A 12,465-nucleotide genomic window follows, 5' to 3' on the forward strand; every position below is an offset into this window, starting at 1 on the left:
CGGGGCAGCCATCCTTTGATATGTGAACAACCTTGCGGTGTTTATCAGATGCTAGTTTAAAGCCGTCGGCTGTAAAAGCCTGTGGCAACAAACAGAATTCTTTATTTGCTGATTCTGTCATTCAGCATTACGTAACCCCAGATCATAGGATCTGCATTTACGATTTTGTGGAAAATTCTTTTTACCTTTTTCATAATGTTATCCTTTCTTCTTTAGTTAAACAATAATACCTGAAATTTTCTCTTTTTTTCTCTTTTTACCTTTGTAAGCGGACCTCGCGGCCGGCTTTTCGTTAACCTAAAAACTTTTACCTTAAAAACAATAGTTTAGTTAAGTCTAGAACTTGTTGTTCTTTAATTACACTGCAAATATATAGCCTTTCTGAATAGAATATATGTTCTAGAGCATAAAAAATACGTTTTTACTGCTTTTATTGACCTAAATCAATCGGGTTATCCGGGAAATGACGGAATGGTGACAAAATGGCGGTATTCTATGAAAATATGTCGTATAACATGTTTTTATGCTGGTAGGGAAAGATCGGAAAAAGGAATCCATACTTTGCTGCAGTTGTATTTACATATATTAACTATAATAATTAGTTTATGAACTAAATTATATAGTTATTTGCATAGTCAAAATAAAAAAGAGGAAAGATGAAACATTTAACTGCAAAAGAAGAAGAAATCATGGGTTTCTTTTGGGAGCGGGGTCCTTTGTTTGTAAAGGAACTGCTGGAGTTCTATGATGAGCCGCGTCCTCATTTCAATACCTTATCTACCATTGTACGAGGACTGGAGGAGAAGGGCTATCTGGCGCATAAGGCTTATGGCAATACCTATCAGTATTATGCAGTGGTGAGCCGTGATGATTTCAGTCGCCGTACGCTCAAGGGAGTTATCAGCAAGTACTTCAACAATTCATATCTGGGTGCTGTTTCTTCGTTGGTGAAAGAAGAGGATATCTCTCTGGAAGAGCTGAAGAAGCTGATTGAAAAAGTGGAGAAAGGACGGTTGTGAGTAAATGTATCGTCTTGTTGATATGCCTGCCGGTGGATGGTTGCTTCTTTACCGGGGCATTCTCCGGACTTCAAGGGAACGGTTGCAGGATGTGAGTCCCGAAGAACGGCGAAGGCAGGAAAGAGTTGTTGTTTGATATTGAAGATTGATTTTTATGAAAAAAGTATTATTGATTGTGTTCGCTCTGTTCTGCTGGTTGAGCGGACAAGCTCAGCTGAAAGTGGTGGAGAGACCTTACTTCCTGGGAGGGGAAAGAACGCTGGAAGTGACCCGTGTATCTCTGTACAATGACAGTACCGTGCTCGATGTGGACTATTATGCCGGAGCCATGGGCGGTAAAATCAAGCTGGCTCCTTCGGCTGTCCTGTTGGCCGGAGGCAAGCAATATGCCTTGAAGGGAACCGAAGGAATTTCTACCGAAAAGGAGTTGACGGTACCCGGTAACGGGAAAGTCGGTATGAAGTGGATTTTCGAGCCTCTTCCGGCTGATGTTGATACGTTCGATTTCACTGAGAATATGAATGGCAGTTGGGAACTGCTTCAGTTGCATCTGGACGGCAAGAAGCCTGAAATAGACGTGCCGGAACGTTTGGTTGATTATCGGCCGAACTACAACCGTCCTTTGCCGGCAGCTAAGCCTGCGTTCGGCAAGTTCCGTATTACCGTCCGTTTCCTTGGCCAGGTATCGCCGGGCAGCATCCGTTACAGATTGGATGAATGGGGGGCACAGTCGTTCCTGCCCATTTCTGTCAAGGAAAAGGACGGTGTTTGTGTGATCGAGGAGTATCTGACGCATCCGGGGTTGAAGTCGTTTTATGTGGGTACGAGGAAGTTTTCTGTCTTTGTGGTGCCGGGCGGTGAGGTGACGATGACCGTCAACTATCATGCCTTGCAGATGGCGGATACACATCTCTTTGGCAAAGAATACAAGGATGTGCAGAAAGTGTGGTTCGAGGGTGATTACGACGGATTGAACACGGCCTTGGCCAATTGTCCCTACAGTCTGGATGCTACCGACGGACTGTACGACAATATCGATACTTTATCGGTAGATGAGCTGAAAAAGAAAATATTGACTTATTATAATTAATAAGGTAGAACAGTGGCTGGAGAACGATGCTTCACTCAGTGCGCCTGTGAAGAGGCTGCTGCACTTGGAGTTGCAGGCCCAGACATTCAGCAATGTCGCTTCTGCCAAGTACACCATAGGTTTTGCCATGCGGGCCAAAGGACAGAAGCAGGGTAACCTGACCGAGGGGCCCGGCTTCCGCGACGAGATCATGGCACTTGACTCGCTCCGTTCGCCGGCCATGATGATGACTACGCACTATTCGAGCATTATATCGGCCTTGAGTGAGGCTCACGACCCTGCCGCAGACCATCCCTGGTGCAAGGATCTGGAAAGTACGGTCCTGACGGAGATTGCGCGTCGCTACTTGGGACGCATGACTCCGCTGCCCGATACGTTGCTGGCCAAGGTGGACAGCCTGCAGACACCTGCTATCCGTGAATATATACTGACCAAACACCGTGAATATGCGGAGGCAATGGAGGCAACTGCCGATGGAGGGGAGGGCTATACCGTTGCTACGCTGGATGCTTCCGTCAGGGGCGACAGTCTGCTGCCGGCCATTGCTGCCCGACATAAGGGGCGTGTGGTACTGATAGACTTCTGGGCCACGTGGTGCGGTCCTTGTAGGCAGGCTATGGAGAGCATGAAGCCTATAAAGGAGGAACTGAAGGGCAAGGATGTGGATTTCGTCTTCCTGACCGACGAAACTTCTCCAAAGGTTTTGTGGAAGAGGATGATAACCAACATTCATGGCGAGCACTATTACCTTACCAACGGACAGAATGGCGACCTGCTGAAGAAATATCAGTTTGACGGCATACCTGCCTACCTGATATTGGACAGAAATGGGAAGGTGGTTTACCGGCATGTGGGTTTCCCCGGCACGGATGTCATGAAGCAGGAATTGGAGAAAGCATTGGGAACGCTTTAAGCTTAATGAAATATGGGAATCTTTTTAGTCTACATACTTAAGTCTGCTGTCTGCCTGGCAGTATTCTATCTGTTTTATAAGATATTGCTGAGTCGCGAGACATTTCATCGTTTCAACCGCTTTGCTTTGCTGGGAGTGCTGGTCTTGTCGGCTCTGATACCGCTGGCGGAAATCAGCGTAGACAAGCCTGTGCCTGTACAGAAAACCATGTTTACTCTGGAACAGCTGCTTATGTTGGCCGATATGGAGGGAAGCCAAGGAGAGGTAATGCCTGCACAGTCTGCTACGGTACTCTGGATACAGGTGGCGTTGTGGGTCTATCTGGCCGGAATCTGTTTCTTTGCTGTCCGTAATCTTTGGGCGCTTGTACGGCTGTTGGCTTTACTGCGTAGCGGAAAGTTGGAGCCTATGCCTGCCTATCTTTCAGACTGGAAGAAAAGGGCGACATTGGTGGTGCATGAGTGCGATATCGCTCCATTCAGCTGGATGCGTTACATTGTCATCTCACGGAAAGATCTGGAGGAAAGCGGTCGTGAAATCCTGATTCATGAACTGGCACACATCCGTAACGGACATTCGTGGGACGTGCTGCTGGCTGACTTGTGCATCTTTGTGCAGTGGTTCAATCCGGCTGCCTGGCTTTTGAAGCAGGAATTGCAGAATATTCACGAATATGAGGCGGATGAAACCGTTCTGCGGGAGGGTGTAGACGCCAGGGGTTACCAGATGTTATTGATAAAGAAAGCTGTTGGCGCAAGGCTCTACTCAATTGCCAACAGCTTGAACCATAGTTCACTTAAAAAACGTATCACTATGATGATGAGAAAAAAATCAAATCCGTGGGCACGTGCAAAGTACTTGTATGTACTGCCATTGGCAGCTGTCGCTGTAGTTGCCTTTGCACGTCCTGAAATCTCCAAGCCATTGGCAGAGATTTCTAAAGTCAAAGTTAATGATTTGGCAGCGATTGTAGAAGAAAATCCTGTTAAATCTGTTGAAACAGAAGATTCTGTAGTTAAAGTGAAAGTCTCTGGGAAAGATGAAGAAAAAAAGCCGGCATCCACTCAGCGTGTATTTATGGTGGTGGAAAATATGCCTGAATTTCCGGGAGGCATGAAAGCCTGTATGGAGTTTTTGGCCAAGAATATCAAATATCCGGCTGAATGTCAGAAGAAGGGTATTCAGGGAAGAGTGGTTGTCCAGTTCATCGTTAAGGCGGATGGTAGTGTGGATTCTCCCAAAATCATGCGTTCGGTCGATCCTTTGTTGGACGCGGAAGCGTTGCGTGTAGTTGGGCTGATGCCTAAATGGAAACCGGGAACTGAAGGGGGTAAAGCGGTAAATGTCAAATTTACCATTCCTGTAAGTTTCAAGGTCTCCGCCGATGGTTCGGAACACACGACAACGGGTTCAGTAAAGTTCGGCGTCAAGAACGAGAAGAATATCTTGGTGATTGTGGATGGTGTCGCAATCGAAGGAGGTATGTCTGAGTTGGAAAAGATCGATCCTGAAACGGTTGAGTCAGTTGAAGTCATAAAGGATCAGAACCGGCTTCCGGAATATAATGCCCAAGGAAAGGAGGGAGTAATACTGATTAACACAAAGAAGAACAATAAATAAACTATAGTTATGGACTGGAGGAATATCGGAATGTGACCGGTCCGCATTGAAAACTGAAAAAGCCAGCTAATTCTAATCTAAGCGTTATGAATTAGCTGGCTTTTATATGATATGCCGGGGAATCAGCCTGTATGGAACGTTTTATTCTCCTTGTTCAAGCAACATTTCCATTACCTGGCATGCCGATTTGGCTACGGATGTTCCCGGTCCGAAGATAGCCAGTACACCTGCCTTGTAAAGGAAATCATAATCCTGCGGAGGAATTACTCCACCGGCAAAGACCATGATGTCTTCACGGCCCAACCGTTTGAGCTCTTCGATGATCTGGGGGATCAACGTCTTGTGACCGGCAGCCAGTGAAGAAACACCTACTGCATTTACGTCGTTTTCTACCGCTTCTCGTGCCGCCTCTTCCGGAGTCTGGAACAAAGGTCCCATATCTACGTCGAAACCGCAGTCGGCAAAGCCTGTAGCTACCACCTTGGCGCCACGGTCGTGTCCGTCTTGTCCCATCTTGGCAATCATGACACGCGGACGGCGTCCTTCCCGTTTCGCAAATTCTTCTGTCAGTTCGCAAGCACGTGCGAAATCTGCATCTTTCTTACTTTCTGATGAATACACGCCCGAAATAGTTCTGATAATTGCTTTATAACGTCCTACGACTTTTTCGCAGGCATCTGAAATTTCTCCCAATGTAGCACGTACGCGTGCTGCTTCTACGGCCAGTTCCAACAGGTTGCCCTTGCCTGTCTTGACACATTCGGTAATGGCATCCAGGGCCTTGTCCACTTCGGCCTGGTTACGTCCTTCCTTCAGACGGCGGAGGTTCTCGATCTGTTCCTGACGTACGGCCGTATTGTCCACTTCCAGAATATCGATCGGATCTTCCTTTTCCAGACGGTATTTGTTGGTACCGACAATGGTCTGTTCGCCTGAGTCGATGCGGGCCTGTGTACGTGCTGCCGCTTCTTCGATACGCATCTTAGGAATACCGGTTTCGATGGCTTTGGCCATACCGCCCAGCTTTTCGATTTCCTGGATATGTTCCCAAGCCTTGTGAGCCAGTTCGTTGGTCAGTGATTCTACATAATAGGAACCTGCCCACGGATCGACGTTCTTGCAAATCTGGGTTTCTTCCTGGATATAGATCTGTGTGTTACGGGCAATACGTGCCGAGAAGTCGGTAGGCAATGCAATCGCTTCGTCCAGCGCATTGGTATGTAAGGACTGGGTATGACCCAGGGCGGCAGCCATAGCTTCGATACAGGTACGTCCCACGTTATTGAACGGATCCTGTTCCGTCAATGACCATCCGGATGTCTGTGAATGGGTACGCAATGCCAATGATTTCGGGTTCTTCGGATTGAACTGCTTTACAATCTTCGCCCACAGCATACGTGCGGCGCGCATCTTGGCGATTTCCATGAAATGGTTCATGCCGATGGCCCAGAAGAACGAAAGACGCGGGGCAAAAGCATCGATGTCAATACCTGCGGCGATACCTGCACGGAGGTATTCAAGTCCGTCGGCCAAGGTATATGCCAGTTCGATGTCGGCAGTGGCACCGGCTTCCTGCATGTGGTATCCCGAAATGGAGATTGAGTTGAATTTCGGCATCTTCTGTGATGTATATTCGAAGATATCGGAAATAATCTTCATGGAGAAGGCAGGCGGATAAATATATGTATTACGTACCATGAATTCTTTCAGGATATCGTTCTGGATAGTGCCCGCCATTTCTTCCAGTTTGGCTCCCTGTTCCAGTCCGGCATTGATATAGAAAGCCATGATAGGAAGTACGGCACCGTTCATGGTCATGGATACGGACATCTTGTTCAATGGGATTCCGTCGAACAGTACCTTCATGTTTTCCAGCGAGCAGATTGAAACTCCGGCCTTACCCACATCACCTACTACACGCGGATGATCGGGGTCGTATCCTCGATGGGTAGGCAGGTCGAACGCAACCGACAATCCTTTCTGACCGGAAGCCAGGTTACGGCGATAGAACGCATTCGATTCTTCAGCGGTGGAGAATCCGGCATACTGTCGGATAGTCCATGGACGGAAGGTATACATCATGGAATACGGACCGCGCAGATACGGCGGAATACCGGCAGCGTAGTTCAGGTGTTCCATGCCTTCCAAATCTTCTTTAGTATATACCGGTTTGACCTGAATCTGTTCCGGTGTTTTCCAATTGGCGGTGATGCCATTGGTCTTTTGCCATTCCATCCCGTCTTGCGGATGGAATCCGGCATATATGTCGATGTTTTTGAAATTCGGTTTCATAGTACTTACTTAATTCCTAACTTTTCATTATACTCTTTGAGGGTCTCGAGAACGTTGCAGCGTACGTGGATGAAGTTTTCGATGCCTGCTGCCTTAAGGTCGTCCATACATGCCGGAGCACCGGCTACGATGAACATGGCACGTCCGTTGAGGGCTTTGAATGCCGGGATGGCATATTCGGCGTATTCGTCATCGCTCGAACAGATTACCACGATATCGGCCTGAGCCTTCATGGCGGCATCTATACCTTCTTCTACAGTATTGAATCCCAGGTTGTCGATGACCTGATAGCCTGCGCATGCCAGGAAGTTGCAGGAGAACTGTGCGCGTGCCTGGCGCATGGCCAGGTTGCCGATGGTGAGCATGAACGCTTTCGGACGTTTGCCCGAATGTTCGGTCTGCAGACGGAGCGCTTCAAATTCGCTGGCCGCACGGTCGGTCACCAGTTTGGCTAATGAAGCTTCTTCCTCGTGATGTCCGCCTCCGCAGCCACATTTCTGTTCCTTGTCGGCTGGAACTTTGTCGCCTGCCAGTTCGTTGAAGTTAGGATATTGGTTGGTTCCCAAGAGGATTTCCTTGCGTTTGGATACAGCTTCATGACGGGCCTTGTTGCTGGCATTGATGGTGGCTTGTACGCTTCCGGCCTGTACTGCCTTTACCATTCCGCCTTCGTCTTCTACCTGCAGGAACAGGTTCCATGCCTGTTGTGCGATGGCTACGGTCAGATTCTCTATATAATAGGAACCTCCGGCAGGGTCAACGATGCGGTTCATGTGAGATTCTTCTTTCAGCAGCAGCTGCTGGTTGCGTGCGATACGTTCCGAGAATTCGTTTGGAGTTTCGTAAGTCTTGTCGAAGGGAGTTACGGTAATGGAGTTGACGCCGGCAATGGCTGCGCTCATGGTTTCGGTCTGTGTTCGTAGCAGGTTTACATGAGCGTCGAAAAGTGTCAGGTTGAAGCTGGATGTTTCGGCGTGGGCTGTCATCTTGCATGCACAGTCGCAAGCCGGGTTGTAAGCTTTCACGATATCGGCCCATAGCATACGTGCCGCACGGAATTTGGCGATTTCCATGAAGTAATTGGAGCTGATACCGAAGTTGAACCGGATTTTTTTTGCAGCCAAGTCAACGGGGACTCCTGCTTCGATCAGGCGGTTCAGGTATTCGTTACCCCAGGCCAGTGCATAGCCCAATTCCTGATAGATATAGGCTCCGGAATTGTTCAGCATGACCGAATTGACTGCGATGCACTGGAAATGCGGGTAACCGGCCAGCGTCTCGACCAATCCTTTCGCCTGACTTATGATAGGACTGGTATCCTTTCCTTTTTGCAGCATTTTGCTGACAGGGTCGAAATTTACCGATCCGTACAGTTTTTCGGGATCATATCCTTTTTCCTTGAAATAGGTGTCCAGCAGTTCGGCCAGCTGTTGTGTATGTCGCTGGCAAGTCCTGAAATTAAGTTCTACACATTCGCAGCAGATATCTTTCAATAAAGTGCGTATGTATTCAATGTTCAGTTGGGATGCCTTGACCTTGAAGCCCAGCGAGTCGACACCTTTATTTAGTATATCCAGTGCCTTGGCGTTGGCTTCAGCCGGATCTTCTACCGTAATGTCCTGGCGGATGAACCAGGTATTGTCATCTTTCTTGTTTCCTCTGATATAGGGGAACTGTCCCGGAAGTCCTTCTGTGGTTTTCAGTCCTTCCAGATCTTCCTGACGGTAAAAAGGTTTCACTTTGAATCCTTCATTGGTCTTCCACACCAGTTTCTTTTCATAATCGGCGCCTTTCAGGTCGGCCGTTATCTTATCCATCCATTCTTGAGTAGATACGGAGGGAAAATCCGAAAAGAGTTTCTCTTTACTATCTGCCATAGTGAATCAGTGTTTTTATGTGATATTAAGATTTAATGTTTCATGTCTGTCTGAGGCATGTGTAGGCAAATATACAAATTAATTGCACATAGCGGAATAAAGTGAGAATTTTTTTAAAGTCAATATTTGACGTTGTCTTTTAATTTTTTTACATTTGCCGACACTTAGAAATTAATATTATGAATTGGCTACAGGATTTATTGACAAACCCTAACTCAATAGCACATATTGTCGCACTTTATGCCTTTGTGATAGCAGCTGGGGTGTTATTAGGGAAGATAAAGTTCTTCGGCATTTCGCTTGGAGTGACTTTTGTATTGTTCGTCGGAATTCTGGTAGGACACTTCGGATTCACAGGAAATCCGTCTATCTTATCGTTTTTACAAGATTTCGGCTTGATTTTATTCGTGTTCTGTATCGGTCTGCAGGTAGGTCCGTCTTTTTTCTCTTCCTTCAAGAAGGGAGGCATTACGATGAATCTGCTGGCGGGAGGTATTGTAGCACTTAATATTGCGGTGGCTTTGATCGTCTATTTTGCTTTGCAGGGACGTATTGAAATCCCGATGATGGTAGGTATCCTTTGCGGTGCCGTGACGAATACACCGGGGCTCGGTGCCGCCAATGAAGCTTTGCAGCAGTTGCATTACCAGGGACCTGAAATTGCGATGGGATATGCCTGCGCCTATCCTTTGGGAGTGATGGGTATCATTCTTTCCCTGATTGTAATCCGATATATCTGCCGTGTGAACCTGGATAAGGAAGCCGACGATATACAACGGGAAGAGGATGCCAATCCGCATCTGAAGCCTTACAATATTCTGTTACGTGTACAGAACGAGGCTTTGAGCGGAAAGAAACTGTCGCAAGTACAGAGTTTCCTTGCCCGTGATTTTGTGTGTTCCCGTATCTTGCAGGATGGGCGTGTTCACATTCCGAATGCCGATACGGTATTGCGTCTGGGAGATGAAATGAACATTGTATGTGCGGAAGATGATTCGGAAGCGATTGAGGCTTTTATCGGTCCGAAAATTGATCAGATCAACTGGGACGACCAGAAGCAGGACAAACCGATGGTTTCCCGTCGTATTTTGGTTACACAGCCGGCCATCAACGGAAAGACCTTGGGTGAGCTTCATTTCAGCAGTATGTATGGAGTGAATGTGACCCGTATCAACCGTTCGGGTATGGACCTGTTCGCCGCCCGCCAGTTGACTCTGCAGGTGGGCGACCGTGTGATGGTCGTCGGTCCGGAAGATGCCATTGAGCGTGTGGCTGATCTGTTGGGTAATCAGTTGAAGCGTCTGGACCATCCTAATATCGTGACAATCTTTATCGGTATTCTTTGCGGTATCCTCTTCGGTAGTCTGCCCATAGCCATTCCGGGTATGCCTACTCCGGTAAAACTGGGTCTGGCCGGTGGCCCGCTGATTATTGCCATCCTGATCGGACGTTTCGGTCATAAAGTGAAACTGGTGACCTATACAACCATGAGTGCCAATTTGATGCTTCGTGAGGTGGGACTGGTGCTTTTCCTGGCGAGTGTGGGTATCAAGGCCGGAGAGAATTTCGTCCAGACTGTGGTTGAAGGTGACGGTCTGCTTTATGTGGGCGTAGGTTTCCTGATCACGTTTATCCCGTTAGTGATTATCGGTATCATAGCCCGCTGGCGACATAAGATCAACTATTTTACATTGATGGGACTTATTGCCGGTAGTAATACAGACCCTCCAGCCTTGGCATATGCTAACCAGACTGCAGGTAACGATGCTCCGGCTGTAGGATATTCGACTGTATATCCGCTGTCCATGTTTTTGAGAATCCTGACGGCACAGCTTCTTGTCTTGCTGATGGCCGGATAAAATCTGGTTGTCTTATTTGGGTATCCCGATGCACGCTGATTGATCCATTGTCTGATATCAGCCTGCATCGGGATTTTTTTTCATCGGAAATTCGTACCTTTGCACGCAAATTCTAAAACTCCACTAATTTAGTATGATATCAGTAGATGGATTGACCGTCGAATTCGGCGGAACCACCTTATTTAGTGACATCTGTTTTCAGATCAATGAGAGAGATCGTATAGCTCTGATGGGCAAGAACGGTGCAGGAAAGTCTACCCTGTTGAAAATTCTGGCCGGTGTACGTCAACCTACACGCGGAAAGGTGACGGCACCCAAGGATTGTGTAATAGCCTATTTGCCCCAGCATTTGATGACAGAAGATGGGCGTACCGTATTTGAGGAGGCTTCACAGGCTTTTGCACATTTGCAGGAGATGGAAGCTGAGATTGACCGTATGAACAATGAGTTGGCTACCCGTACCGACTACGAGAGTGATTCGTATATGGATCTGATCGGGAAGGTTGCGGCCATGAGTGAAAAGTTTTATGCCATCGATATGACACATTTTGAAGAGGATGTGGAAAAGGCATTGTTGGGATTGGGCTTCGTGCGTGAGGATTTCAATCGTCCTACCAGCGATTTCAGCGGCGGATGGCGTATGCGTATCGAACTGGCGAAACTGCTGCTGCAGAATCCGGATGTCCTGTTGCTGGACGAACCGACCAATCATCTGGATATCGAATCGATCCAGTGGCTGGAAGATTTCCTTATCAACAGTGCAAAGGCTGTGGTGGTGATCAGCCACGACCGGAAGTTCGTGGACAATATCACAACACGTACCATAGAAGTGACCATGGGACGTATCTATGATTATAAAGTGAATTACTCGCAATATCTGATACTGCGAAAGGAACGCCGGGAGCAGCAGATGAAACAATATGAAGAACAGCAGAAGATGATTCAGGAAACGAAGGACTTCATTGAACGTTTCAAGGGTACCTACAGTAAGACCTTACAGGTACAGAGCCGTGTGAAGATGCTTGAAAAGCTGGAACTGATTGAAGTGGACGAAGAAGATACATCGGCGCTCCGCCTGAAGTTTCCTCCTGCTCCCAGAAGCGGAAGTTATCCTGTGATTATGGAAGGGGTAGGGAAAAGCTATGGCGACCATGTAGTATTCCAGAATGCCAATCTTATTATCGAGCGTGGTGATAAGGTGGCATTTGTAGGCAAGAACGGTGAAGGTAAGTCGACTCTGGTAAAATGTATTATGGGAGAGATTGAACATGAGGGGAAACTGACACTCGGCCATAATGTGCAGATAGGCTATTTTGCCCAGAATCAGGCGTCGCTATTGGATGAGAACCTTACTGTTTTTCAGACTGTCGATGATGTGGCGAAAGGGGAAATACGTAACAAGATACGTGATTTACTAGGGGCTTTTATGTTCGGAGGCCCGGAAGAATCAATGAAAAAAGTGAAAGTGCTTTCTGGGGGTGAGCGTACACGTCTGGCCATGATCAAGCTGTTGCTAGAACCTGTAAATCTCCTGATTCTGGATGAGCCTACCAACCATCTTGATATGAAGACGAAAGATATTTTGAAACAGGCATTGATGGACTTTGACGGGACATTGATCGTTGTTTCACATGACCGTGATTTTCTGGACGGACTGGTTACGAAAGTCTATGAGTTCGGTAATCATAGGGTAAAGGAACATTTGTGTGGCATCTATGAGTTCCTGGCAGAAAAGAAGATGGAATCACTTCAGGAACTGGAAAAGAAAAGCAGATGACATACAGACGAAAAGGAT

The 12,465-nt window shown here is 47.4% G+C and carries 8 protein-coding genes; 6 read left to right on the forward strand and 2 right to left on the reverse strand.

Annotation, left to right across the window (positions count from 1 at the left end):
- Window positions 1–656 precede the first annotated feature (656 nt).
- From BQ7489_RS07720 to BQ7489_RS07735, 4 genes are all read left to right on the forward strand, one after another.
- The gene (locus BQ7489_RS07720; RefSeq protein ID WP_072530547.1) at window positions 657–1,019 is read left to right on the forward strand and encodes a BlaI/MecI/CopY family transcriptional regulator; all 363 of its coding nucleotides are present in this window, start codon (window positions 657–659) and stop codon (window positions 1,017–1,019) included.
- Window positions 1,020–1,173: 154 nt separating this feature from the next.
- Complete coding sequence (locus tag BQ7489_RS07725) at window positions 1,174–2,109, forward strand: hypothetical protein (RefSeq protein ID WP_072530548.1); 936 nt, start codon at window positions 1,174–1,176, stop codon at window positions 2,107–2,109.
- Window positions 2,110–2,155: 46 nt separating this feature from the next.
- Window positions 2,156–3,022 (forward strand): TlpA family protein disulfide reductase, encoded by an 867-nt coding sequence (locus BQ7489_RS07730; protein WP_162617783.1) that lies wholly within the window; start codon window positions 2,156–2,158, stop codon window positions 3,020–3,022.
- A gap of 12 nt (window positions 3,023–3,034) precedes the next feature.
- The gene (locus BQ7489_RS07735) at window positions 3,035–4,642 is read left to right on the forward strand and encodes a TonB family protein (protein WP_072530550.1); all 1,608 of its coding nucleotides are present in this window, start codon (window positions 3,035–3,037) and stop codon (window positions 4,640–4,642) included.
- A gap of 141 nt (window positions 4,643–4,783) precedes the next feature.
- On the opposite strand, the gene scpA is transcribed toward BQ7489_RS07735, so the two are convergent.
- Window positions 4,784–6,934, reverse strand: coding sequence for a methylmalonyl-CoA mutase (gene scpA, locus BQ7489_RS07740; RefSeq protein WP_072530551.1), 2,151 nt, complete (start codon window positions 6,932–6,934; stop codon window positions 4,784–4,786).
- Window positions 6,935–6,939: 5 nt separating this feature from the next.
- Window positions 6,940–8,811 carry a methylmalonyl-CoA mutase small subunit gene (gene mutA / locus BQ7489_RS07745; RefSeq protein WP_072530552.1) on the reverse strand — a complete coding sequence of 624 codons (1,872 nt, stop codon included), beginning with the start codon at window positions 8,809–8,811 and terminating at the stop codon, window positions 6,940–6,942.
- A gap of 179 nt (window positions 8,812–8,990) precedes the next feature.
- On the opposite strand from mutA, the gene BQ7489_RS07750 reads away from it, so the two are divergent.
- Both BQ7489_RS07750 and BQ7489_RS07755 read left to right on the forward strand, forming a co-directional pair.
- The gene (locus BQ7489_RS07750) at window positions 8,991–10,670 is read left to right on the forward strand and encodes a putative transporter (protein WP_072530553.1); all 1,680 of its coding nucleotides are present in this window, start codon (window positions 8,991–8,993) and stop codon (window positions 10,668–10,670) included.
- 133 nt (window positions 10,671–10,803) lie between these two features.
- Window positions 10,804–12,447, forward strand: coding sequence for an ABC-F family ATP-binding cassette domain-containing protein (locus BQ7489_RS07755; protein ID WP_072530554.1), 1,644 nt, complete (start codon window positions 10,804–10,806; stop codon window positions 12,445–12,447).
- Window positions 12,448–12,465: the final 18 nt, after the last annotated feature.

The organism is Bacteroides ilei (genome assembly GCF_900128495.1).
Classification (GTDB): Bacteria; Bacteroidota; Bacteroidia; order Bacteroidales; family Bacteroidaceae; genus Phocaeicola; species Phocaeicola ilei.

Coding starts and splice junctions, on each gene's coding strand:
- BQ7489_RS07720 (WP_072530547.1), top strand. CDS start 657: ATGAAACATTTAACTGCAAAAGAAGAAGAAATCATGGGTTTCTTTTGG.
- BQ7489_RS07725 (WP_072530548.1), top strand. CDS start 1,174: ATGAAAAAAGTATTATTGATTGTGTTCGCTCTGTTCTGCTGGTTGAGC.
- BQ7489_RS07735 (WP_072530550.1), top strand. CDS start 3,035: ATGGGAATCTTTTTAGTCTACATACTTAAGTCTGCTGTCTGCCTGGCA.
- scpA (WP_072530551.1), bottom strand. CDS start 6,934: ATGAAACCGAATTTCAAAAACATCGACATATATGCCGGATTCCATCCG.
- mutA (WP_072530552.1), bottom strand. CDS start 8,811: ATGGCAGATAGTAAAGAGAAACTCTTTTCGGATTTTCCCTCCGTATCT.
- BQ7489_RS07750 (WP_072530553.1), top strand. CDS start 8,991: ATGAATTGGCTACAGGATTTATTGACAAACCCTAACTCAATAGCACAT.
- BQ7489_RS07755 (WP_072530554.1), top strand. CDS start 10,804: ATGATATCAGTAGATGGATTGACCGTCGAATTCGGCGGAACCACCTTA.